The sequence below is a fragment of the Cellulophaga baltica genome (assembly GCF_900102165.1).
In the GTDB taxonomy this organism is placed as follows: domain Bacteria; phylum Bacteroidota; class Bacteroidia; order Flavobacteriales; family Flavobacteriaceae; genus Cellulophaga; species Cellulophaga baltica.
Genome location: NZ_FNBD01000001.1, coordinates 626,040 through 648,336 on the forward strand (window position 1 = coordinate 626,040; position 22,297 = coordinate 648,336).

25 protein-coding genes and 1 pseudogene are annotated in these 22,297 nt (G+C 34.5%); 9 read left to right on the top strand and 17 right to left on the bottom strand.

The window, feature by feature from the left end; genetic code table 11:
- The first annotated feature begins 301 nt into the window (after positions 1-301).
- Both BLQ19_RS02745 and BLQ19_RS02750 read left to right on the top strand, forming a co-directional pair.
- A complete protein-coding gene (locus tag BLQ19_RS02745) occupies positions 302-1,042 on the top strand; it encodes a LytR/AlgR family response regulator transcription factor (protein ID WP_024482156.1) in 741 nt (246 codons plus the stop codon).
- Positions 1,043-1,051: 9 nt separating this feature from the next.
- Positions 1,052-3,025 (top strand): tetratricopeptide repeat-containing sensor histidine kinase, encoded by a 1,974-nt coding sequence (locus BLQ19_RS02750; RefSeq protein ID WP_074537300.1) that lies wholly within the window; start codon positions 1,052-1,054, stop codon positions 3,023-3,025.
- On the opposite strand, the gene BLQ19_RS02755 is transcribed toward BLQ19_RS02750, so the two are convergent.
- The gene (locus tag BLQ19_RS02755) at positions 3,018-3,587 is read right to left on the bottom strand and encodes a DUF3109 family protein (RefSeq protein WP_024482158.1); all 570 of its coding nucleotides are present in this window, start codon (positions 3,585-3,587) and stop codon (positions 3,018-3,020) included. The two genes, BLQ19_RS02750 and BLQ19_RS02755, sit on opposite strands and share 8 nt — an antisense overlap.
- A gap of 101 nt (positions 3,588-3,688) precedes the next feature.
- On the opposite strand from BLQ19_RS02755, the gene BLQ19_RS02760 reads away from it, so the two are divergent.
- Both BLQ19_RS02760 and BLQ19_RS02765 read left to right on the top strand, forming a co-directional pair.
- On the top strand, positions 3,689-4,267 hold the full coding sequence (locus BLQ19_RS02760; protein WP_024482159.1) for a MarC family protein: 579 nt from the start codon (positions 3,689-3,691) through the stop codon (positions 4,265-4,267).
- Positions 4,268-4,289: 22 nt separating this feature from the next.
- Positions 4,290-4,493 carry a hypothetical protein gene (locus BLQ19_RS02765; protein ID WP_024482160.1) on the top strand — a complete coding sequence of 68 codons (204 nt, stop codon included), beginning with the start codon at positions 4,290-4,292 and terminating at the stop codon, positions 4,491-4,493.
- On the opposite strand, the gene BLQ19_RS02770 is transcribed toward BLQ19_RS02765, so the two are convergent.
- The 4 genes from BLQ19_RS02770 to BLQ19_RS02785 form a co-directional block, all read right to left on the bottom strand.
- Complete coding sequence (locus BLQ19_RS02770; RefSeq protein ID WP_074537301.1) at positions 4,490-6,127, bottom strand: S41 family peptidase; 1,638 nt, start codon at positions 6,125-6,127, stop codon at positions 4,490-4,492. The two genes, BLQ19_RS02765 and BLQ19_RS02770, sit on opposite strands and share 4 nt — an antisense overlap.
- A 15-nt stretch (positions 6,128-6,142) precedes the next feature.
- Complete coding sequence (locus BLQ19_RS02775; protein WP_024482162.1) at positions 6,143-6,583, bottom strand: deoxycytidylate deaminase; 441 nt, start codon at positions 6,581-6,583, stop codon at positions 6,143-6,145.
- 88 nt (positions 6,584-6,671) lie between these two features.
- A complete protein-coding gene (locus BLQ19_RS02780; protein WP_074537302.1) occupies positions 6,672-7,256 on the bottom strand; it encodes a HupE/UreJ family protein in 585 nt (194 codons plus the stop codon).
- A 146-nt stretch (positions 7,257-7,402) separates the two neighbouring features.
- The gene (locus tag BLQ19_RS02785; RefSeq protein WP_025616139.1) at positions 7,403-8,083 is read right to left on the bottom strand and encodes a tellurite resistance TerB family protein; all 681 of its coding nucleotides are present in this window, start codon (positions 8,081-8,083) and stop codon (positions 7,403-7,405) included.
- A gap of 135 nt (positions 8,084-8,218) precedes the next feature.
- Between BLQ19_RS02785 and BLQ19_RS02790 the strand changes: the two genes are divergently transcribed.
- The 4 genes from BLQ19_RS02790 (at position 8,219) to BLQ19_RS02805 (ending at position 11,670) form a co-directional block, all read left to right on the top strand.
- On the top strand, positions 8,219-8,629 hold the full coding sequence (locus BLQ19_RS02790; RefSeq protein WP_024482165.1) for a BrxA/BrxB family bacilliredoxin: 411 nt from the start codon (positions 8,219-8,221) through the stop codon (positions 8,627-8,629).
- 94 nt (positions 8,630-8,723) lie between these two features.
- Entirely contained in the window at positions 8,724-9,455 is a 732-nt protein-coding gene (locus BLQ19_RS02795; protein WP_024482166.1) for a lysophospholipid acyltransferase family protein, read from the top strand.
- Positions 9,456-10,121 carry an HD domain-containing protein gene (locus BLQ19_RS02800; RefSeq protein WP_024482167.1) on the top strand — a complete coding sequence of 222 codons (666 nt, stop codon included), beginning with the start codon at positions 9,456-9,458 and terminating at the stop codon, positions 10,119-10,121. It abuts the gene before it with no gap.
- A 124-nt stretch (positions 10,122-10,245) separates the two neighbouring features.
- Positions 10,246-11,670, top strand: a complete 1,425-nt coding sequence (locus BLQ19_RS02805; RefSeq protein WP_074537303.1) for a Gfo/Idh/MocA family protein — start codon at positions 10,246-10,248, stop codon at positions 11,668-11,670.
- A gap of 59 nt (positions 11,671-11,729) precedes the next feature.
- On the opposite strand, the gene BLQ19_RS02810 is transcribed toward BLQ19_RS02805, so the two are convergent.
- From BLQ19_RS02810 to BLQ19_RS02825, 4 genes are all read right to left on the bottom strand, one after another.
- Positions 11,730-12,437: a DsbA family oxidoreductase gene (locus BLQ19_RS02810; protein WP_074537304.1), complete on the bottom strand. Its 708-nt coding sequence runs from the start codon at positions 12,435-12,437 to the stop codon at positions 11,730-11,732.
- A gap of 77 nt (positions 12,438-12,514) precedes the next feature.
- A complete protein-coding gene (locus BLQ19_RS02815) occupies positions 12,515-13,588 on the bottom strand; it encodes a PA0069 family radical SAM protein (protein WP_074537305.1) in 1,074 nt (357 codons plus the stop codon).
- Between the two features lie 82 nt (positions 13,589-13,670).
- Positions 13,671-15,221: a hypothetical protein gene (locus BLQ19_RS02820; protein WP_024482171.1), complete on the bottom strand. Its 1,551-nt coding sequence runs from the start codon at positions 15,219-15,221 to the stop codon at positions 13,671-13,673.
- Positions 15,222-15,256: 35 nt separating this feature from the next.
- Positions 15,257-16,033: an enoyl-CoA hydratase/isomerase family protein gene (locus BLQ19_RS02825; RefSeq protein ID WP_024482172.1), complete on the bottom strand. Its 777-nt coding sequence runs from the start codon at positions 16,031-16,033 to the stop codon at positions 15,257-15,259.
- A 268-nt stretch (positions 16,034-16,301) separates the two neighbouring features.
- On the opposite strand from BLQ19_RS02825, the gene BLQ19_RS21465 reads away from it, so the two are divergent.
- Entirely contained in the window at positions 16,302-16,493 is a 192-nt protein-coding gene (locus BLQ19_RS21465; RefSeq protein ID WP_029447357.1) for a hypothetical protein, read from the top strand.
- 80 nt (positions 16,494-16,573) lie between these two features.
- Here BLQ19_RS21465 and BLQ19_RS02835 read toward each other — a convergent pair whose 3' ends face one another.
- The 8 genes and pseudogenes from BLQ19_RS02835 to BLQ19_RS02870 form a co-directional block, all read right to left on the bottom strand.
- On the bottom strand, positions 16,574-17,005 hold the full coding sequence (locus BLQ19_RS02835) for a lipocalin family protein (protein WP_024482174.1): 432 nt from the start codon (positions 17,003-17,005) through the stop codon (positions 16,574-16,576).
- Between the two features lie 289 nt (positions 17,006-17,294).
- The gene (locus BLQ19_RS02840; protein ID WP_074537306.1) at positions 17,295-17,981 is read right to left on the bottom strand and encodes a GNAT family N-acetyltransferase; all 687 of its coding nucleotides are present in this window, start codon (positions 17,979-17,981) and stop codon (positions 17,295-17,297) included.
- Positions 17,982-18,124: 143 nt separating this feature from the next.
- A complete protein-coding gene (locus BLQ19_RS02845; RefSeq protein WP_074537307.1) occupies positions 18,125-18,490 on the bottom strand; it encodes a hypothetical protein in 366 nt (121 codons plus the stop codon).
- Between the two features lie 154 nt (positions 18,491-18,644).
- Positions 18,645-19,394: a hypothetical protein gene (locus BLQ19_RS21385; protein WP_074537308.1), complete on the bottom strand. Its 750-nt coding sequence runs from the start codon at positions 19,392-19,394 to the stop codon at positions 18,645-18,647.
- A gap of 108 nt (positions 19,395-19,502) precedes the next feature.
- The gene (locus BLQ19_RS21390) at positions 19,503-20,318 is read right to left on the bottom strand and encodes a hypothetical protein (RefSeq protein ID WP_074537309.1); all 816 of its coding nucleotides are present in this window, start codon (positions 20,316-20,318) and stop codon (positions 19,503-19,505) included.
- 78 nt (positions 20,319-20,396) lie between these two features.
- Positions 20,397-21,116, bottom strand: coding sequence for a hypothetical protein (locus BLQ19_RS02860; protein ID WP_074537310.1), 720 nt, complete (start codon positions 21,114-21,116; stop codon positions 20,397-20,399).
- A 115-nt stretch (positions 21,117-21,231) separates the two neighbouring features.
- The gene (locus BLQ19_RS02865) at positions 21,232-21,948 is read right to left on the bottom strand and encodes a hypothetical protein (protein ID WP_074537311.1); all 717 of its coding nucleotides are present in this window, start codon (positions 21,946-21,948) and stop codon (positions 21,232-21,234) included.
- Positions 21,949-21,967: 19 nt separating this feature from the next.
- Positions 21,968-22,297, bottom strand: a pseudogene (locus tag BLQ19_RS02870) (hypothetical protein); the annotation flags it as partial.

Consider the following 22,297-nt stretch of genomic DNA (forward strand, 5'->3'; position numbering starts at 1 on the left):
ATGATGAACCATCTTTAAGGGGGACTTCGTTTTATTAAACAACAGGACTAAATTATGACAATTACAGACCCTTCTAATCTGTAATGTACCAATGGTGAAGAAAACTGTATAAATGGTATATTTAACATTTTAGGCTTTTTACAAGACTATAAATAACAATAGCTATTGAAATACTTTCAAAGATTTAAGACAAAGCATGATGAAAACATTTTATCCATATGTACTTAAAAATACACCATTGATACATTAAGGGTAGCCAACAAATGAATTTACTCGTATTTTTGATTACATTTAAGATCCTATGCTCGAAGCCGTAATTGTTGATGATGAAATTAAAGCCCTCCAAAGTCTAACTTGGGAGCTAACAAATTTTAGTGATGAGATTGAAGTTGTGGCGTCTTTTACGAACCCAATAGAAGCCCTGGAATACCTTGAAAAAAAAGAAAACACCCCAGATTGCCTTTTCCTAGACATTGAAATGCCTACTATGGACGGTTTTCAATTTATTCAAAAATTAAAAAACAAGGAGTTCCCCGTAGTTATCACTACAGCTTACAACCAATACGCTATTAAAGCCATGAAACACGAGGCTATAGATTATCTCTTAAAACCTATAGATTCAGATGATTTGAGCGACACTATTGCAAAGATTAAAAAATTTAATGCAAGAACTATAACCACAGATAAGTTAGAGAAAATCTTATTGAACTTTAATGCCACATCACTTCAAAAGAAAATTACCATTAACACTGATGGTAAGTTGGTTTTTTTACAGAGCGATCAAATTTTATATGTGGAGTCTGATGGCAACTACAGCACCATTTACCTCACTGATGGCCATAAGATTGTCCTCACCAAAAAACTAAAAGAAGTTAATGAAATTCTACCAAGCGAATGTTTTTACAGAATTCACAATTCCTATATCATCAACCTAAATAAAATAAAAGAGTTTATTAAAACTGACGGGTATATCATACTAGAATCTAACCACAAAATACCAGTCTCAAGACAGAAGAAATCAGACTTCTTAGATTTAATATAACATGATTTTATGCAGGGGACAAAAAAAACCAAACCTAAATCCTTTCGTTCTTATTCTTGGAGTATTTTTAGTATAGCATGTTTTTTATTTACATGCTCATCTTTTTATGTATACAGCCAAAATATTCCAGAAAAATTCATCCATACAACCGATAGCCTGATTGCAAAAGCACCATCAGAATACCGAGAGATAGACAAGGCCTTAAGGCCTAGCCGGAAAGACACCTTGTTAATGTTGTATTTTGCAAATAGCGCGTCCAAAAAAAAATATTTAGACGGGCAAGTTTACGCTATGAACCAAATAGGAACAAGCTATCGCAACATTTCAAAATTTAACCAGGCCATTAAATACCATAAAGAAGCACTAGAGCTCGCTAAAAAATCAAACAACTTAGAACTCAAGGTGTACAGTCTAAACATGTTAAGCGTTGTATACAGGCGTATTGACGCTGTAAAAACAGCTTTAGATTACGCTCAAGAAGCCATAGAATTGGCAGAGTCGGCCCCAGTTCTAACGGAAGGCTTAAAACACAGTAAAAATGTATCTTTAAATGGCATTGGGAACATTTACCAAAACCTGAAGCAATATAAAGTTGCTATTGAAATTTTTGAAAAATCCTTGCTTTTAGAAGAAGAACTCCATAACAAACTAGGGCAAGCTATTAACAACCAAAATATTGGAGAATGCTATGAAGAACTTGGAGATTTAAAAAGCGCTTTAAATTACTACAGAAAATCTTTGGCATTTAATGAAGAGATGGATAATGAAATGGGCCGCATTATCTGTAATAATAGTATCGCGCAAGTTTTTATAAAGCAGCACAAAACTTTAAAAGCCAGACAAATTTTAGAAACCACCTTATCTAAATCTATAGCTTTAGGTGATAAATTTATAAGCTCTTCGGTGTTTATAAATTTAGGTTGGGCGCAGATGGAGCTAGGAGCCTACGAAGAATCTGAAGAAAATTTAATCGAAGGCATACGCTTATCTGTTAAGTATGATTTGCCCCGCTCTCAAACCATTGGCTATAATCATCTTTCTAATCTTTACATTAAAAAAGGCGATTTTGAGAAAGCCTTGAATTTCTACAAAAAATCAAAGGAAATAGAAGATGCTATTACCAATGAAACCAATGTTAGGTACGTGAATGACGTTTTGTTCCGATATGATACTGAAAAGAAAAACAACCAAATTGAAGCGCTTGCTCGTGAGAATGAACTTGTAAGACTCAAGTTAAGAAAAAACGAAAACACCTTATTAATAAGTACCCTTTTACTTGCTCTTACCTCTTTAATACTTTACATCTTATACCGCCAATTTCAGCTTAAAAATGAAAAAAAACTACTGACTTTGGAGCAAAGTATGCTTCGAAGTCAAATGAATCCCCACTTTTTATTTAATTCCCTAAATTCCATCAAACTTTACATTATCAACAATGAAAAGAAAAATGCAGTTTACTACCTTAACAAATTTTCTAAATTAGTACGTAAGATACTAGAAGCCTCTTCCTTAAAAGAAATATCATTAGCCGAAGAACTAGAGACTATTGAACTCTATATGAATATTGAGAATATTAGATTCTCTAATGAAATAGATTTTCAGATAAAAATAGACGATGGTATTGATGCTAATGACATTAAAATACCCTCTTTAATCCTGCAACCCTTTCTAGAAAATGCTATATGGCACGGCCTTTCTACTAGAGAAGAGAATAAGAGCATTGTTATAGAAATAAAACAAGAGAATGATTATTTCACTACCATAGCGATAACAGACAACGGTATAGGGCGTGCCGCCGCAGAAGTTATAAAAGAAAATAAAGTGCTCAAAAGAAAATCTATAGGTATCGATATTACAAAAGAGCGTTTAGCCAATTTCTCTAAAGACTTCCAGAATACTTTTGAGGTTCAGATTATTGACCTTTATGATGACCAAAAAAATCCTGCCGGCACCAAGGTCATTGTTTCCATACCTACTATTTAGTATGTTCTGCTGCTGCAAGTTCTAGCTCTGTATACCATTGTTCTCCAAATTTTCGAATTAAAGCTTCTTTCAAAAATTTATAAACAGGCACTTTTAATTCTTCCCCTAAAGAACAAGCAGGGTCACAAATATGCCATTTATGATAATTTACAGCCGTAAACTCCGTATACTCCCGGATACGCACTGGATACATATGACAAGAAACTGGCTTCTTCCAATCAGTAACCCCTGCATTATACGCATCTTCTAAACCACATTTAGCAGTACCGTTATCTGAAAAAACAACATAAGCACACTCGCTACCATTTACCAATGGAGTTTCCCATTCACCATCTTCACCTTTTACAAAAGCCCCCTCTTCTTCTATGACAGCGATACCTTCTGCCCTTAAAAAAGGTTTTACTTTTTGATAAATATCAACCAGTATTTCGGTTTCCTTGTCTTCCAGTGGTGCACCAGCATCACCATCTACACAGCAAGCACCTTTGCAAGCGGTTAGATTACAGACAAAATCGTTATCTATTATTTCTTCAGAGACTAAAGTTTTTCCTATTTGAAACATAACTGTATTTAAAAGCTCAAAGATACCCTTATCTTGATTTATTTTGTATTAAAACGGCTAATACTTGATTTAAACCGTAAATTTGCACATATTTTTAAGTTATGGAATTTCATTTCGATTTTAAAGAAATTGCTACAGCAACAATGGTTTTGTTTGCTGTCATTGATATATTAGGAAGCATCCCAATTATTATAGGTTTACGAAATAAAGTAGGTCATATACAATCTGAAAAAGCCTCTATTGTTGCGGCTATTATCATGGTAGCTTTTCTTTTTATTGGAGATGAGATCCTAAATTTAATTGGAATAGATGTAAACTCCTTCGCCGTTGCTGGTTCCTTCATTATCTTCTTTCTAGCTATAGAAATGATTTTAGGGATTACACTTTACCGAGATGATGCTCCAGAAAGCGCTTCTATCGTACCTATAGCTTTTCCGTTAATAGCAGGTGCCGGTACTATGACATCTATCTTATCATTACGTGCAGAATATTTTGTAGAGAACATCATAGTTGCTATTATCATCAACATTATCTTTGTATACTTAGTTTTGAAATCTTCTAAGAGAATTGAAAAACTACTAGGACAAACAGGATTAAGTGTCATAAGAAAAGTTTTTGGTGTTATCTTACTGGCCATTGCCGTAAAATTATTCGCAGCGAATATTAATGAACTTTTTTAAATAAATTTCAAAATTCTGAAACATGACTAAAATCGTAAGTATTGTATTGATCGTTATAGCTGTTGCCTTAATTGTTTATAATGCAACCGTTATAGATTTTAATAACCCACTACAAGGAGACAGCGTTATTGCGCTTATAGGAATCGTGGCAGCACTTTGCGCTATTGTTTTAATTGTAATCTTTATGATGTCTAAGAAAATTCAGCAAAAAGTAGAAGGCAATTAGTTTACCGCTTCTACTCTTTCCTCCTGATTTAAATTTCTATTTGGGTTATCCAAATCTAATACCTTAAGAAGCATACTATCATCTTGTCCTTTTATGATAGCGTATGCATTAGGATTAAATATTTGCTCTGCAATAGATGCCTTGATATACAGTTTTATTTTGCCTTCAAAATCTTTATAATTAAAAGCATTATATCCTTGTGCACCAAATTGAACCATATAATCCACAAATTTCTGAAATAGGATATCATCTACCTTAAAGTTTTTGATAAACAGATCTTCGGTATAATCCTTATAACGCGTTCTATCTTCTTCTAAATGAGTAAATGCAAACCTAGATAAGATACCTACACTTTCTAAAGAAGAAATAGTTTCTTCATCATAATCTCCTATAGGTACAAAAACGTCTGGAATAATACCGCCACCGCCATATACTACTTTCCCTTTTGGGGTTGTAAATTTCAAAGAATCGGCCACTTTAATACTATCTACAGATACCAACTCACCACTTGAATAACGATCTGTAAATTTCTGATAGTAATCTTTATGTCCTTTGGTATAATCTTTTTGAATAGAACGCCCTGTAGGGGTATAATATCTAGAAATGGTTAAACGCACTGCAGAACCATCACCTAATTCCATTTCTCTTTGCACTAAGCCTTTTCCAAAAGATCTTCTCCCTACTATAGTCCCCACATCATTGTCTTGCAACGCCCCTGCAATAATTTCACTAGCAGATGCGGAACGCTCATTAATCAGCACATAAATAGGCTTATTTTCAAAACTTCCTTTATCGGTTGCAAACGCTTTATCTATTTCTCCTTTTTTATTTTTAGTAAATAAAATTAATTTACCATCTACCAAAAACTCATCGGCCATTTGCTCTGCAATACCTAAGTATCCCCCAGGATTATCTCGCAAGTCTAACACTAGTTTCTTAGCCCCTTGTTGCTGTAACTTTCCTAATGCTTGCTTAAACTCTTTGAAGGTAGATTCTGCAAACCTATTTACTTTTATATACGCAATATCACCTTCTAGCATATAAGCGGCTTCTACACTCTTTAAAGGTATATTGCCTCGCTTTATGGTGATAGAAAATGTTTTATCGTCTTGCTTACGGTAAATTTTAAGCTTTACGGAAGTTCCTCTCTTTCCTTTGAGTTTTTCAATAATAACTTCATTCGGAATGTCTTTTCCAAACAAGGTATCATTATCTGCCATTAAAATACGATCCCCTGGTTTTATGCCTTTATTAAAACTGGGTCCATCTTCTATAGTTCTCACTACAGAAATAGTATCTTTTTCCATAAAAAAGCTCACTCCGATTCCTACGAAATCACCTTTCATACTCTCAGATACTTTAGCCATATCTTTTTTAGGAATATAAACGGAGTGCGGATCTAATTTATCTAGAATATTATTTACAGCAACATCAACAATACTATCTGTATTTATCTCGTCAACGTACTCGTAATCAATATAATCTATTAACCTGTTTAGCTTATCTTTTTTTGAATTGGTTGAAAATAGTTTCTCTGGAGAGTCGTTAAAATGAAGTTTTCCACCAACAAAAACACCTATTGCAAGGGATCCGGCTACTATAATAGGCCATAAATACTGTTGTTTATTCTTCATTTAATGCGTGGTTACTTAGGATATATTTTCTTTAATTTCAGATAAGTGAACTAATTCTACTCCTGCTTTTTGTAAAAATTGAAGTCCAGAATCGTCTTTATATCCATTTTGATATACAACACGTTTTATGCCAGATTGATGTATTAACTTACTACACTCCTTACAAGGTGATAAAGTAATGTATAATGTAGCGCCATTACAAGACTGCGTGGATGAGGCTACTTTAGAGATTGCATTAGCTTCAGCATGTAACACATACCATTTTGTATACCCCTCTTCATCTTCACAATGATTTTCAAAACCAGTTGGGGTGCCATTATATCCATCGGAAATAATCATCCTGTCTTTTACAATTATAGCTCCAACTTGTTTTCTTTTACAGAAAGATAATTTTCCCCACTCACTAGCCATTCTAAGGTAGGCCTTATCGTATTTTTTTTGTTTGCTATCTTTCATAAAAGCGGTAAAGGCTATTTAAATAAAGTACTAAGATACCTGCTTTCCGCTATCTCTACAACCACAAAGGGTTAATTTTAAGTGAAAATCAAAAAGGGAAAGTAGCTATTAACATTGGAATTGTGATTAAAAGTACGGCAATAGAAGCGATTATAATATATATTGACTGCTTTACCTTGAACACATTCTGCATTAGCCAAGCTACTATCAAAACGGAAATAACAATTACTAATTGTGAAAGCTCTATACCAAATGCAAAACCCAGCAGGGGTGTTATTTTATCTTCTTCCTCTGCCATTAGCATTTTAAAATAGTTTGAAAATCCAAATCCGTGAATTAATCCAAAACAAGCCGTTGCTATACTATGCAAAAACATGCTTTTGTGCTGCACATCTGCTTTTACATATACTAAATTAAAAACAGCAGTAATAAAAATGGTCACAGGAATTAAAAACTCTATAAAACCTACGTTTACAACTAGTATTTCATAAGTAGATAATGCCAAAGACAAGCAATGTGTTGCTGTAAAAATTGATGCTAAAAGCAATACTTTTTTCCAACTCTTAAAGCTAAAAGGAATGGTGAGCGCTGCCAGAAATAAAATATGATCATAAGCAGAAAGGTCTAATACATGCTCTAATCCCATTTTAATATAAAACCAAAAATCTCCCATAACCACATCTTAATAAGCAGCAAAATTACAATTTTTACTTTTTATACTTACAGATTAGAGACATAAAAGAACTCAACTAAAAAAGGCACTAGGTTATTTCATTATACCTTTTTAAGTTTTTTCCTTAGGCTATTCCTAGCTATTCATTAGTTAAGGCCACGTTCTTTTTGAATTGTTTCGTAGGCCATTTGTACTTCTTTAAATTTTTCTTCTGCCCCTTTTTTAATCGCTTGATCATCTGTAATCACGCGATCTGGATGGTATTTTTTAGCCATAGTTCTATAGGCCTTTTTAACATCATCATCTGTAGCAGACTTTTCTATTTCTAAAATCTTATATGCATTGTCTGCAGATTTGATAAACATAGCCTTGATACTCTCAAACTCATTACCGCCAATTCTTAAATAACCAGCAATTTCTTGAATTTTACTTACTTCTGCCCCACTTACATTACCATCTGCTTGTGCAATAGAGAAAAGAAAGTGAATTAATTGTAACCGCACCTCTACACGCGTTCTTTGATTCATGTAATCACAGATACGTTGCGCAGATACCTCTCTCTTTTTTATCACATCATTAAATGTTCTAAAAATGGCATTGGCTTTATCTTTTCCATAGGTAGCCACAAAGTAACGTTGCACATACTCCATTTCACTCGGACTCACCTTACCATCTGCTTTAATTACGATGGAACAAAGCGAAAGTAAATTAAGTTCAAAATCTGCAGGACTAACCGTTTTAGAATTTGTAGAAAAAGTTGTTATTTTAGTTTTACTGAATACTTTTCGAAGGATATAAAATATAACGATAAGAAAAATCCACTTCATGCTTTCAAAAATTTAGGCCAAAGATATAATTTTCCATTACAAAAAATGCTGTAATGAAAAGTTAAGGAGTTAAGAAGAACTACGACAAATTGGTTATCTTTGAATAATTATATAAATAGATTAAAAAATAAGACTATGTATCCTGCAGAATTAGTAAAACCGATGAGAGAAGACCTAGCATCTGCTGGGTTTGAAGAATTACATACCGCTGAAGCAGTTGAAAAAGCTGTTAATGCAGAAGGAACAACATTAGTAGTTGTAAATTCTGTTTGTGGTTGCGCCGCAGCTAACGCAAGACCAGCAGCAAAATTTAGCTTAACCAATAGCAAAAAACCAGATCATATTGTAACGGTTTTTGCTGGTGTAGATTTTGACGCTGTTGATAAAGCAAGAAGTTTAATGGTTCCTTTTCCTCCATCATCACCATGTATGGCATTATTTAAAGATGGCGAATTGGTTCATATGATTGAGCGTCACCATATTGAAGGTAGACCAGCAGAAGTTATTGCAGATAATTTAATGGCTGCTTATAACGAATTCTGTTAATTTTAAAATGCGGTTTATTCCTGCATTTTAAATGAAACGATAAAATTTTATTTTAAAAACCGTTCTATATAGAGCGGTTTTTTATTTTTGTACCATGCAAAAAATTCTGGCATATCCGTTAAGTGCACTCTACCTCGTTTGTTTTGGGTTGACACTTTTATTTTTTCACCCCATACAGTGGCTCGCTAATAACCTGTTTGGTTATCCGGGGCTTAAAAGAGTGGTGAGTGTTTTGAACTTTAGTTTAATGAAATGTTCTCATATTATTGGAACAAGGTATAGCTTTAATAACCCCTACTCACTGCCAACAGAGCGTCCATTAATTCTGGTAGCAAACCATCAAAGCATGCTAGACATTCCACCTTTAATTTGGTATTTGCGAAAGAATCATCCAAAATTTGTTAGTAAAATAGAGTTAGGAAAAGGAATTCCTAGTGTCTCTTACAACCTAGTTCACGGGGGTTCTGTTTTAATAGACCGAAAGGATAGCAAGCAAGCACTTAGTCAGATTATAAAATTAGGAAAGTACATAGAAACTCATCAAAGAAGTGCCGTAATTTTCCCCGAAGGAACAAGGAGCAGAACAGGACATCCTAAACCTTTCCAAACTACAGGATTAAAATTACTAATGAAAAATGCACCTTCCGCATTGATCGTTCCTATTAGCATTAACAACTCTTGGAAAACCCTTCGTTACGGAAAATTTCCTAACGGATTGGGAAGTCATATTACCTTAGATGTACATCAACCTTTAGAAAACACAGGAAATCTTGATGAACTAATCGTACAAATAGAAAGAGTAATAACCACAGGAGTACATATTTAAATGACCAACACCACTATTGTAGAAGAAACTATTGCTTTTGTAAAAGAAACGTTACAAGGCGCAGAAGGCGGACATGATTGGTTTCATATTCAGCGCGTATTTAGAAATTCATTATTAATTGCTAAGGATGAAAAAGACATTGATATTTTGGTGGTGAGCCTTGGGGCCCTACTCCATGATATTGCTGATGCAAAATTTCACGGTGGCGATGAGACAATTGGTCCTAAACTTGCCAAAGAGTTCCTTGACTCTTTAGGAGTTGACAAGGCTATTACAAAGCATGTGGTACAAATTATAGACAATATTTCCTTTAAAAAAACTTTGGAAAAAGGCGGCGTAAAATTCTCTTCTAAAGAATTGGACATCATCCAAGATGCAGATCGTTTAGATGCTATAGGAGCCATAGGTATAGCTAGAACATTTAACTATGGTGGATTTAAAAACAGGGAAATTTATAATCCTGATATTCCTCCTAATTTACATATGACCAAAGAAGAATACAAAAAATCTAGTGCGCCTACCATAAATCATTTTTACGAGAAATTATTGCTTTTAAAAGATAAGATGAATACCAAAAACGGGAAGATCCTTGCAGAGCAGCGACACCAGTTTATGTTAGATTACTTAGAGCAATTTTCTCATGAGTGGAATCCGCAATCGCTTTAACCTCCATTACAATCTTATCAATAAATAGACCTAAAATCTAATTTTATTCATATCTCGCATTTACATATTGCATAATTAGCAAAATATCGTGTATTTTTAATACACATACTCAAACTAACTTATTATGCAAAGAAGAAAATTCATTAAAAATGCCGCTGCTACAACTGCTGCATTCTCCATTGTACCTAGCTTTGTTTTAGGTAAAAATCACATTCCACCAAGTGACACCCTTTACATGGCCGGTTTTGGGATTGGTGGTAGAGGTGGTGGTGTCATTAACGACTTAACCAATACTAAAAAAGTAAAATTTGTTGCGTATGCCGATGTAGATTATCGCCAAGTCAAAGACAGCCAAAAACTACATCCGAAAGCAAAATTATACAAAGATTTTAGAACTGTTTATGACAAGCATCTAAATGATATTGACGCCATCATGGTGGCCACACCAGATCATACCCATGCTACAATAGCCTTACCTTTTATGCGTGCAAAAAAGCACGCCTATGTAGAAAAGCCACTTACCCATAACATTCATGAAGCGCGTCTAATGACCATAGTTGCTAAAGAAAACGGTATCGTTAGCCAAATGGGAAACCAAGGCGCTTCTAGTGATGGTAGTAGGCAAGCAAAAGAATGGATAGATTCTGGATTCATTGGCAAAATACACAAAGTAGATTGCTGGACCAACAGACCCGTTTGGCCACAAGGAATACCCTTGCCAAAAGGAGGAGACCCCATCCCAAAAAAATTAGATTGGGATCTATGGCTAGGCCCTGCCGCAGACAGACCTTTCTATTCGGGATACTTGCCTTTCAAATGGCGCGGCTGGTGGGATTTTGGCACTGGAGCTTTAGGAGATATGGGCTGCCATATTATGGAAACTCCGTTTAGCACATTAGGATTAGGATATCCCACAGAAGCAGAAGCCAGTTGTACCACTAATTGGGTAGGAGATTTTATAGAAGCAGATTACCCCCAATCTTGTCCTGCATCATCTATCGTACGCTTAAAGTTTAATACAGAAGCACACGGCGATATTGCATTGAATTGGTATGATGGCGGACTAAAGCCAGACCTACCAGATGAATTAAAAACTGGAGAAACTATTGGTGATAATGGGGGTGGAAGCATTTTTTACGGCACCAAAGGCATCTTAGTTACGGATACGTATTCTAGAAATGCTAGATTATTACCGTCTGAAACCATGCGCATGTTTAATCCTCCAAAACCCACATTAGCCCGAATAGAAGGTGATACTGCAGGTCATGCGATGAATTTTGTAAATGGATGCATAGAAGGCACACCCACCTCATCAGATTTTGCAAAATCTGGCCCCTTAACAGAGGCCGTTTTAATGGGCAACTTAGCCATTAAAGCTTACCAATACAAGGAGTTAATTCCCGGTAAAAAAATTGGTGACTGGGAACCATTTGCTTACCCTGGAAGAAGAAAAATTTTATGGGATGGTGCGCAAATGCGGGTCACTAATTATGACAAAGCCAATGAATGGATCAAAGGAAATTACCGTAAAGGTTGGGAGTTAAAATAATAAACTAAAAAAAGGCTTGGAGAAAACCCCAAGCCTTTTTCACCTAAACATAAAAACACTTAACTACAATTACCATCAACATCACAAGAACCACCAGTTTCACCAACAGGTAAAATAGTAAGTTTCTCTTCATTGTGTTTTTTCCATGCTTGGTCTAAAGCCTCAGCAAAAACTTCTGTAGGTTGTGCTCCTGAAATACCATATTTATGATCTAAAACAAAAAACGGCACTCCATTAATTCCTAGATTTCTAGCCTCTAGTTCATCCTGTCTCACTTCATAGGTGTAGTCATCAGAATTAAGCATTTCCCTTACCGCATCACCATCCATTCCTATAGCTTTTGCCAAAGCAATAAGGTGTTCTTTATCGTCTATATTTTCAGCATCTACGAGCTGTGCTTTTAACAAAGCTTCTTTAGTCGCATCTGCATATCCTTCTTTCTTTGCATAATGCAATAATCTATGAGCATTTAAAGAATTAGCAATGACCCCATCTTTTATATTAAAAGCTAATCCAACCTCACGAGCCATAGCCGTTACATTATTAAACATACCCAAAGCACTGTCTCTGTCTACATTCTTATGCTCTATAAAATATTCGGTATAATCAACCTCCGGCTTTGTTTCTAAATTAGGGTCTAACTCAAAGCTTTTCCAGTGCACCGTTATCTGGTCTTTATGAGAAAAATTTACCAAAGCGGCTTCAAATTTTCTTTTGCCGATATAGCAAAAAGGACATCTAATGTCTGACCATATATTTATTTCCATTGTCTTATTTTTTTAGTGCTATTGTATTGGACGTGAAGATGTTTAAAACCTTTCTATGGCCTCGTGCCAATTTTATCTTAAAATAATTTAAGTTGCCCGTCCTTATGTAATTCATGTAAGTTAGTATTTAAAGGAAGTGTATTGCTATTCTTAAAATAAGTTCTTTTTGCTAAACGCATTAAATCATGAAATTGCGTCGCTATTATACCTTCTCCTCTGCTCCGTAAACCAAAGCGACTATCATTTAATGTTCCTCCGTGACATTCTTCTATCTGATGAAGCACTTTTGAAGCCCTATCTGGCATTGTTTTTTGTATCCAATCCGTAAAAATTTGTCCAATGGCGCCATTTAATCTCACAACAGTAAATCCAAAAGAGCTTGCCCCATTTTCTGCCACAGTCTTTGCCAGATTTAAAATTTCATGGCTATTTATTCCAGGGATAATGGGGGCCAACATAGCGTTTACTGGAATTCCGTTTTTACTTAAAACCTTTATAGTCTCTAAGCGCTTTTTAATTGTAGTAGTTCTAGGCTCTAGAAGTCTTCTTGTTTCTTCAGACAAAGAAGTAACAGAAACATTTACGTATATTAAATTGTCTTTAGCTAAGGCTTTTAAAAGCTCTAAATCGCGCAGAATTAATGCATTTTTAGTAATAATGCTCACAGGATGTTTGTACTTCAAAAATAGCTCTAGAGAAGATTTTGTTAATTCAAACTGCTTCTCCGCAGGTTGGTAACAATCTGTATTTCCTGAAAGAACAATAGTTTGTGCCTTCCAGTGTTTATTCTTGAGTTTTGCCTCTAAGAGTTTGGGCGCATCTTTTTTAACTAAAATAGTTCGTTCAAAATCGAGCCCTGGGCTATACCCCCAAAATTCATGCGTATTACGTGCATAGCAATAGATACAGCCATGCTCACATCCCTGATAGGGATTCATACTATATTCCATTCCAATATCAGGGCTGGTGACCTTATTCACGATGGTCTTAGGAAAGATAGGAAGGTACTGAGTCTTGTTCGTATCTGCTTCCTCACCTTCTATGCGACAGAATTCAAGGAAATCATCACGCGTTTTATACTTAAATTCTGAAAATTTGTTGGTATTATTGTGCTGCGCACCTCTACCTTTAATGTAGTTTTTTGAATGCAATGAATTGGATTTATTCCAAAATTATGGAATAAATCCAATATACAATTTTAATTATTGTTAAAATTAGCCGTTCCTATTAGCTTTAAAAATTGACTTTAACTAACTGTTTCTTTGTGCCTCGTTTTGCATAGAAAATTAAATTTTCATCAGCTTTATTAATCAATGGCATAGACACCATTAAAGGCAAACGAGCTTCTTGGTTATCAATTACTTTTTCGTAGCTCATTTTACCTTGTGCATCTAATTTGATCAGAAAAATGTTTCTGTTTCTTCCAAGGCCTTGCTTAAACATGATACGTTCATCACTCAATAATTGTGGATTTTCACTAGCCGTACTGATAAAGAAAAAGGTATCGCCGTCTTTCGTATAAGAACAATAGGAGGTATATGCTGGATCTCCTTGTGTAACTTCGGTCTTATTAATATTTCTAGCCCATAGCATAGCGCCATCTGCTGCCAATTTTACACTTACAATATCATTATAGTGGTATCGGCTAATTTTAACACTAGAACCTGTAGGATCTCTTTGTATGCTAGACGTCACAAAGTACTCTTCAGCATTAAACAAAATATCATTCTCTTTAGTTACCTCAACGCCTTTAAATACTAAGTTTTTAATGTCTTTGTCTTCATCTCTACCAAATTTATCTAGCATGAATTGTTCTGAAAACTCATGGTATTTATTGGTAGCGATTTCCATGGTAGCTGGATTGATATCAAAATACGCGATACCGTTATAGCGGTTGTCTCTCCTGTTAGAATAAAAACCTACACACACCACTTTGTCCGCAACAAGCAATGGCTGTAATGCTTCTGGAAACTTTCCTGGATCTGCAAAATTCTGAATTTTGCCTCCATCATTAGTAACCTGCAATAATTCATACTGAAACTTACGCTCGTTTGCTGCAAAACGTTTCTTCTTAAAATACGCTTTGGCCGTTAAGTACACTTCTTGTTTATCTTTTGAGATCACTAAATTTTCAAAGGCATAGTTTTTTTCTTCAATTTCATCAGAAAAATCATAGTGCATTAACTCTTTCAAACCAGTATCGAAGACATAAATATTATGTTTGTTATCTTTTCCTTTTTTATGATGCGCACTGATGGCGAAAGCAGATTTTGCTTTGTCAAAGAGAACAGTTGTTGTAAAGCCTGAACCAAAATTTCTATTGTAATAATTACGATCTAAAGGCTGTTCTACCGGGTCAGATTCAATCTCTAGTATTTTCTGAGTTTTGAAGTCAAATTTTTCATATGGACTTTGATGGATAACATAATCATACGTTTTCTTGCCATAGTTATAATCCAAGAACAACAGGTAAACCTGACCGTTTCTCACAAATGCATCAACATAATTTGCATCTTTAAGCTTATAATTAAATTCAGAAACCAATTCTAAATTAGCATTATAATGTTCTATAAAGTACCCTCTTGGTTTTAAAATAATACCCGTGTAATAAGACCGCACCATAATACTACCACCATTACCATCTGGAGCAATAGTTAATAAATTTGAATACTTGTACCGGTCATGGTATTTTTCACCAAAGGTGTATTTAACCGGCATTTCTTGAGCATTCATGAGGCTGAAGAAAGCAAAAAAGAGCAATAAAAATATATTTTTAGTAGGCATACTATATATAATTAAGTTATTTGATACGCGGCTAGTTACTCAAAATGTGCTTTTCTTTTTTCTAAAAATGCTGTAGTTCCTTCTTTAAAATCATCGGTTCCAAAACATTCTCCAAAAGCCTTAATTTCTTTATCGAAGCCATCGGTATCAGTACTAAAACCAGCATTTACTGCTTTTATTGCGTAGCGGATGGCAACAGATGAATTATTCGTTATCTTACCTGCTAACTTCTCACAAAGTGGCATTAATTCTTCGGGTGTTACCACATAATTTACCAAACCATAAGAAAGTGCCTTTTGAGCATCAATCATCCCAGCCGTCATTATCATTTCATTAGCACGCCCTTTTCCAACCAATTGTGGTAAACGTTGCGTACCTCCATATCCCGGAATTACTCCTAAAGAAACTTCTGGCAAGCCCATTTTAGCATTATCACTAGCTACTCTAAAATGGCAGGCCATAGCAAGTTCTAATCCGCCACCCAAAGCAAAACCATTTACTGCAGCAATCACAGGGGTCGCTAAATTCTCTACATAGTCAAACAATAACTTTTGACCTTTTGCAGCAAGCTTACCACCTTCTTTTACCGAAAAATCTGAAAATTCAGCAATGTCTGCTCCAGCAACAAAAGCCTTTTCACCACTTCCGGTTAGTATAATTACTTTGACTGATTTATCCTTATTCAGGACTTTAAAAGCATCATGTAATTCTTGTATGGTATCTCTATTTAATGCATTTAATTTAGTAGGACGGTTAATGGTCACCGTAGCCATATTCTCTTGTTGATTTACTAGTATATTTTCGAATTCCATAGATAGTTATTTTAATAATTCATTTAAAGATAAGTGCTATATAGTATATGGTACAAATTTAGGCTAAGATTTTTGAAATAGCATTGAAACACAATCTGGCTCCTACTCGTAACATTAAAATATATGTCATACATAGGTATGACAAAGACTAAAAAACCTCTTAAAAACAAGGCTTAGTCGCTGAGAACACACTAACAAAATCTTAACGTTTTATTTTTGGAATCTTCTTTCTTTATGATATACTATAGCCTTAATCCATTACAATTTTATGAAGTTAATACACATTAAGAGAGAAACAAAAACAGAACAAAGACACACTACAAAAATGGGGAGTTTGCAGACAAAAGTAACCTACATAAAAAAATACTTTTTAGGCTTTCCCGTAAAGACCTTACACAAATACAGAGAGACCTATTATGGGGAAATAAAAAACTGTGAAGACTGCTTTTTATTCGTTTAAAGGTTTCGTAATAAAACCAAAAAAAGCCAAGACACTTTAAGTTAAAGAGTCTTGGCTTCTTTTATTACTTGATGAAGTAATTATCTACGGATATAGATGCTTCTTTCTGTTTCCGTTTCTCCATTTGATTCGTATGTAGATGTAAAGGTGAGCGTATTATTCTCAATAGAATAATTAAACTCTTCAACTCCTCCTGAATCAAAGGTAATAGCTAAAACTCCTTCCGATAAAATAGCCCAAGTTCCTGTATCGCTATCACTATCTTTTTCACATTCATCGGGATCTCCAGTAATACTTCCATAAGCTTCAAGCTCAAAAGACATATCTTCTCTAAAAATCAATGTTAACTTTTTAGAACATTCATCTCCTTCTTCTAATTCTCCATTTGCATTTTCATCTTGAAAAAAGCCCCAAGAGCCTATTAATGGGTTTCCAGAATCATCATCATCGCTACTACAAGAAGTAAAGAAAATACCAAGTAATGCGGCTGATAGTACTAATAATTTTTTCATGCGTAAGTTGTTTAGGTTTGTTATAAATGCCTACTCATCTTTAAGGTCTTTTTCAGCTTATTCAGACCTTAAAATTCTTTATTTTATGACATAAATTTGCCTAAAATCTTAAGAACTTTAAGTCTATCTAACGCAAGTGTCCTGAAAATATTCTATTACAAAGTAGCCTAAAGTTTCAAAAAATGGTTCCGAAAATTATATCCCAAACATTTTGCCATAACAAGATTCTCAGAATCAAATTATTACGCAATATCTGAGGTAATTTGAAATAATGTATGTGCTATTTTTTTTATTTACGGGAAAAATGCCACCAATTCATATCCCGTGTTAACTGATACCCTAATTTTTCATACAAGGGTATTGCCGCATTTCCTTTTGTAGTGTGTAAAATGGGCTTCTTCTTATTTTTTAAAATTTGCTGAGTTACATGGTATACCAATTGCTTAGCCAACCCTCTTCGTCCGTAGTCTGGATGTGTTACTACTGCGCTTACTTCTACAAATTCATCGGTTTGCATGCGCTGCCCGGTAACGGACACTAATTTACCTTCTTTAAATATCCCGTAGTACTCCCCCATTTCAAAGGTTCTTTTGCGATAATACCCAGGCATTACAAGCCATACTAGATTATAAATATCCTCCATATCATCCTCTGTAAGTCGCACAATCGTCTCAGTTATTGGCGTTTCAATCAAAGAATTGAGTACCATTTGACAGCCTTCTATTTTTCGATTTAAAATAATATGATTGCTATCATAGGTAGGAACACCAAACTCAGAAACCAGAAAAAAACTATCACACGATTTCGCATAGGTATTTAAGGCTTCGGCTGTGTTGGCAGCATCTGTAAAGGCCCCAAACGGACAAACTTCTGGATCATAAAACTTAACTCCGTTATATGTAATTGATAATTTCTCATGTGCTTCACTAAGTGCAAACCATACCGGATTCTCCAACGTTTCTTTAAAATGACTCATGATAAGAATAAATAAAAAACAAATATAGGTATAGCAGAAAATACTTTAGTCTCTCTATACCTATACTTCGCTTAAAAAGGGCAAACGTCTTACCAAAATGTTACTGCCGCAACTACGCCGCTAGATTCGCTTAAGAGCTAGAATTATTTCTTCGTATTCCAATCCCTAATTTCGGTATGGATTTCTTTTGTTGTACGCTGTCTTCGCTTCGCTAAGTTTTCTATTATGGTATTGAAACTTCCTTTTTCATATTGAGTTTCAGATTCTAATATATTTGGATAATGCGCCAAATACTCATCGCGTACTGCTAACCATTGTTCTTCTAAATCAAAATCCAGAATTGATGCTTCTACTCCGCCATTATTAACAGGGTGCTCTATCTCTTCATTCGCATTTTTTGTAGCTTCTAGATCTCGAGGCTCTTGATCTAAACTGTGATTTTGCTGCACCGTATTATCTAGGCCACCGTATTTTCTCTCTTTATGTTGATTTTTATTATCTGTAATCATATCCTTTGATTTTAGTTCTTAAAGAATAAAATTACAAAATGACAACCCCGCTACTTGCTCTATCGGGTTTATAACTACCCTAAAAGAGTACGGATTGAGAACTAGCAGCTCTCCTTGTGCTAAAACATAAGGATTTACTCATGCATGTGCTACGCTACCACCCACCAATCTTTTTGCGTTCTGCTTGTTGTTCTTTTGTAGCTTCTGGCGTAGGTATATTACTTGGGTATAAGGGTTTAGGAAAACCTTCTGCTTTTCTTCGTTCAAAATCTTGCAACCTGTATTCATCAAAAGCTTTTGCGGGTGGTAAGGGTCTATTTTTATCCATATACCATACATAAAAACTCCACCATTCTTCTGTGTCACTATCTGCTAAATCGTAATTACCTCTGCCAACTCCTGAATCATACGGGTTACGGGCTGTTAGTTTTGCGCCTGCTAATGTAGCGTCAGCACCGCTCATAATAACCCTGTAAACCGTAGCTCTAGTAAAGGTGGTTGTAAAATGCGGATAGAAACCATAGCTAGGGTAGGTCATTATACCCGTAAAACGGTTTAACGTAAGTATCTTATTAGGTATTGCAAAGCTATACAACCAAAATAAAGCACTTAAAATAAAAAAACCTGAACAGCTCCAAAAATAACTTTCATCAAAGTTGAGAACTTCATTTGTAAGTTCCAGAAGAGTTAAAATTATAGTTACAAAAATACCTAAAACAAAAAAACAAAGTGCACCTATACTTACTCCTTTTGAAGCTAATAAAAGTTGAAATTGTTCCTGATTAAATGTTTCCTTTTTATTATCGCTTTCTTGCTCAAACCATTTCGTCACCTTATCCTCTGTTGGATAGGTAAGTATTTTAAAGGGTAATGGAGCTTCTTTCCACCAACTCTTTTTTGTCATTCTAATATTGTTTTTAGTCCTTAACCAATATAACTTGGTAAATAAAACCTTATTTCAGAGATGTTATTTAACTTCTTTATAGTCTCGTCGCATTGACATTTCTATACTTTATTTGTCTACCCCGCTGGAGGTAAAATGCCTCATTAAAACGCCATCGTTCTCTATAAATTCTTCTTTCCAGAATCTTTCTCTTTCTTTTTGTTGTTCCGGAGTAACTTCGGGTGTTGGTACATTGCTCATATAGAGTGGTCTTGGAAAACCTTCTTCTTTTCTACGCTCAAAGTCTTTTTTTCTAAAAGGATCAAAAGCACTGCCAGGTGGTAAGGGTCTATTTTTGTCCATATACCAAGTAAAAAAAGAAATATCTCGATAACAATCTTTATCTCCTGCATTAAGCATTGCAAAAGTATAATTATTGGGGCGTATGACTTCTAATCGAAAAGCTCCTAAACCATTTTCACCACCAGTACTATAACAACAAATAACATCCTTAAACCGCATGGTAATATTGGGTTGGTACAATGCCCCTTCTATGGTAATTAAACCATCTCTGCGGTTTAAAATATTCTCTTTTGGAGGCTTTGTAAAATAATAAATAATAGAAAAAATTAATGCTGTAACAGCAATACAAACGTATACAGTTCCAGGAGTACCCAACTCTTCTTTTAGTAAAAAAAACAATGCTAATAAACTGGAAAGAGAAACTCCCCCTACAATAAAAGGCAATCCATTAGAAGTATCAGGTGAAGTTATAAATTCATCCGATGAAAAAGTAAAGACTCCACCTTTTTCCACTTCTTCTTTCGTTAGTTTCATTGGTGTATGGTAAATTATCTTTTCTACCTTATGATAATATTTTTGCAAGCCACTTTCTGCCTTTCCATAATTTTCATGTGTTATCGCTCTTGTAAAATCTTTTACCATGTATTTAGATAATTGTTTGTTTATTTTAGTACTATAGTAATTGAAGATACTATTATTTTCTATTTTTAAACTAACTAATTACCACCCACCAATTTTCCTGCGCACTGCTTGTTGTTCTTTTGTAGCTTCAGGAGTAGGAATATAACTTTCAAATAAGGGTTTGGGAAAACCTTCTCTTTTACGTCTTTCAAAATCTTGCTTGCGGTATTCATCAAAAGCAGTACCTGGTGGTAAGGGTCTATTTTTATCCATATACCAAACATATAAACTCCATTCCTCATAAGGATCTTTGTAAGAGATGGTTCTTAGTACATCTAATTTTCTAGGTTTAAATGTATTTACAAATTTTAAATACTCTCTCCCAACAGTTCCATCAACATCTCCACTAACTGAAATTACAGCTTTTATATCTTCAAATTTTCCTTTTAATAAAGGTGCGTAAAACATATCTGGATAACTTATTATTCCATTAATTCTATCGAGCAGAAGTGTTTTATTCTCTTTATTAACAGTAAAGCCATAAATTAAAAAAAATAAACCCGCAAAAATTACAAATACCGAAAAAGTGTCATAATACAAATCAATACCATCATGACTTAAAAACCATATACCACATATAATAGCTAAGCCACCAAAAATTTTACTTGAAAATGAAGTATAGTTAAGATCTACCCTATAAAATAAATCATTAGCTTCTATAATTATAGTTCCCTTATGTGGATATACCCTTTCTATGTCTATTGAAGGGGGTTTTGTGCTTATTACAAAAGTTTGATGATTATTTAGATATTTACCCATTTTCAGAAATATTAGTTTATAGATTTTCTAGCTACTTAACGCTGAAAATGTTATGCTTATGATTTGTATGCGCCTGACGAATTGTTTGGATTTAATTTTAAAAATACCAATAAAATTACCACCCACCAATCTCTTTACGTTGTCTATGCTGTGCTGGAGTACGTTCTGGTGTGTGAAAAGTTCCTGGAAATAAAGGTTTAGGAAAACCCTCAGCTTTTCTGCGTTCAAAATCTTGTAACCTGTATTCATCAAAAGCAGTACCTGGAGGTAAGGGTCTGTTTTTGTCCATATACCAATTCATAAAACACCAATCTTCCAAAATATCTGCTCCCATAACGTCTGTACTTGTAAAGCCATTAGGATGTAATAAAGATAATCTTGGTGCTGTAGGAGATACCCCTGAATTTTTAACGGACCATGCTACTAAGCAATCTTCAAAAGGCATGGTGAAAGGTTTGAAATAAAAATAATTTGGGAACGTAATCATCCCATTCATTCTATCTAAAATTAATTCTTTCTTTGGGTGCTTGTAATAATAAAGAATTGATAAACTGCCTATTAAAAAGAAAATAAAAGATATAAAAAAATTTATTTCTTTACCAGCAGCTAGCCTTAAAATAGTAATAAACAACAATAGTCCATAAAGTAAAAATCCAAAATATTTATTTGTATCGCTTCCTAGTGCCTCATTTAATATGAAAAACTGATCATCTACTCGAATATAATATTCAGGATTATTTGCCTCTTCTTTTTTTATGCGTAAAGTGATATCCCTGTCCACACAATGGGGTAAATAGCCACCATGTTTACCATATCTTTTTTTTATTTTCATACTATATCTATTGAAAATTTTACCAACCACCAATCTCTTTACGTTGTCTATGCTGCGCTGGTGTGCGTTCTGGGGTGTGAAATGTACCTGGAAATAGTGGTTTAGGAAAACCCTCAGCTTTTCTGCGTTCAAAATCTTGCAACCTGTATTCATCAAAAGCAGTACCTGGAGGTAAGGGTCTGTTTTTATCCATATACCAATTCATAAAACACCAATCTTCCAAAATATCTGCACCCATAACATCTGTACTTGTAAAGCCATTAGGGTGCATTAATGATAATCTTGGTGCTGTAGGGGATGCCCCTGAATTTTTAACGGACCATGCTACTAAGCAATCTTCAAAAGGCAT

What these genes read in the sequence shown, in the direction of transcription:
- BLQ19_RS02745 (WP_024482156.1), top strand. Translation starts at nt 302, where the DNA reads ATGCTCGAAGCCGTAATTGTTGATGATGAAATTAAAGCCCTCCAAAGT.
- BLQ19_RS02750 (WP_074537300.1), top strand. Translation starts at nt 1,052, where the DNA reads ATGCAGGGGACAAAAAAAACCAAACCTAAATCCTTTCGTTCTTATTCT.
- BLQ19_RS02755 (WP_024482158.1), bottom strand. Translation starts at nt 3,587, where the DNA reads ATGTTTCAAATAGGAAAAACTTTAGTCTCTGAAGAAATAATAGATAAC.
- BLQ19_RS02760 (WP_024482159.1), top strand. Translation starts at nt 3,689, where the DNA reads ATGGAATTTCATTTCGATTTTAAAGAAATTGCTACAGCAACAATGGTT.
- BLQ19_RS02765 (WP_024482160.1), top strand. Translation starts at nt 4,290, where the DNA reads ATGACTAAAATCGTAAGTATTGTATTGATCGTTATAGCTGTTGCCTTA.
- BLQ19_RS02770 (WP_074537301.1), bottom strand. Translation starts at nt 6,127, where the DNA reads ATGAAGAATAAACAACAGTATTTATGGCCTATTATAGTAGCCGGATCC.
- BLQ19_RS02775 (WP_024482162.1), bottom strand. Translation starts at nt 6,583, where the DNA reads ATGAAAGATAGCAAACAAAAAAAATACGATAAGGCCTACCTTAGAATG.
- BLQ19_RS02780 (WP_074537302.1), bottom strand. Translation starts at nt 7,256, where the DNA reads ATGGGAGATTTTTGGTTTTATATTAAAATGGGATTAGAGCATGTATTA.
- BLQ19_RS02785 (WP_025616139.1), bottom strand. Translation starts at nt 8,083, where the DNA reads ATGAAGTGGATTTTTCTTATCGTTATATTTTATATCCTTCGAAAAGTA.
- BLQ19_RS02790 (WP_024482165.1), top strand. Translation starts at nt 8,219, where the DNA reads ATGTATCCTGCAGAATTAGTAAAACCGATGAGAGAAGACCTAGCATCT.
- BLQ19_RS02795 (WP_024482166.1), top strand. Translation starts at nt 8,724, where the DNA reads ATGCAAAAAATTCTGGCATATCCGTTAAGTGCACTCTACCTCGTTTGT.
- BLQ19_RS02800 (WP_024482167.1), top strand. Translation starts at nt 9,456, where the DNA reads ATGACCAACACCACTATTGTAGAAGAAACTATTGCTTTTGTAAAAGAA.
- BLQ19_RS02805 (WP_074537303.1), top strand. Translation starts at nt 10,246, where the DNA reads ATGCAAAGAAGAAAATTCATTAAAAATGCCGCTGCTACAACTGCTGCA.
- BLQ19_RS02810 (WP_074537304.1), bottom strand. Translation starts at nt 12,437, where the DNA reads ATGGAAATAAATATATGGTCAGACATTAGATGTCCTTTTTGCTATATC.
- BLQ19_RS02820 (WP_024482171.1), bottom strand. Translation starts at nt 15,221, where the DNA reads ATGCCTACTAAAAATATATTTTTATTGCTCTTTTTTGCTTTCTTCAGC.
- BLQ19_RS02825 (WP_024482172.1), bottom strand. Translation starts at nt 16,033, where the DNA reads ATGGAATTCGAAAATATACTAGTAAATCAACAAGAGAATATGGCTACG.
- BLQ19_RS21465 (WP_029447357.1), top strand. Translation starts at nt 16,302, where the DNA reads ATGAAGTTAATACACATTAAGAGAGAAACAAAAACAGAACAAAGACAC.
- BLQ19_RS02835 (WP_024482174.1), bottom strand. Translation starts at nt 17,005, where the DNA reads ATGAAAAAATTATTAGTACTATCAGCCGCATTACTTGGTATTTTCTTT.
- BLQ19_RS02840 (WP_074537306.1), bottom strand. Translation starts at nt 17,981, where the DNA reads ATGAGTCATTTTAAAGAAACGTTGGAGAATCCGGTATGGTTTGCACTT.
- BLQ19_RS02845 (WP_074537307.1), bottom strand. Translation starts at nt 18,490, where the DNA reads ATGATTACAGATAATAAAAATCAACATAAAGAGAGAAAATACGGTGGC.
- BLQ19_RS21385 (WP_074537308.1), bottom strand. Translation starts at nt 19,394, where the DNA reads ATGACAAAAAAGAGTTGGTGGAAAGAAGCTCCATTACCCTTTAAAATA.
- BLQ19_RS21390 (WP_074537309.1), bottom strand. Translation starts at nt 20,318, where the DNA reads ATGGTAAAAGATTTTACAAGAGCGATAACACATGAAAATTATGGAAAG.
- BLQ19_RS02860 (WP_074537310.1), bottom strand. Translation starts at nt 21,116, where the DNA reads ATGGGTAAATATCTAAATAATCATCAAACTTTTGTAATAAGCACAAAA.
- BLQ19_RS02865 (WP_074537311.1), bottom strand. Translation starts at nt 21,948, where the DNA reads ATGAAAATAAAAAAAAGATATGGTAAACATGGTGGCTATTTACCCCAT.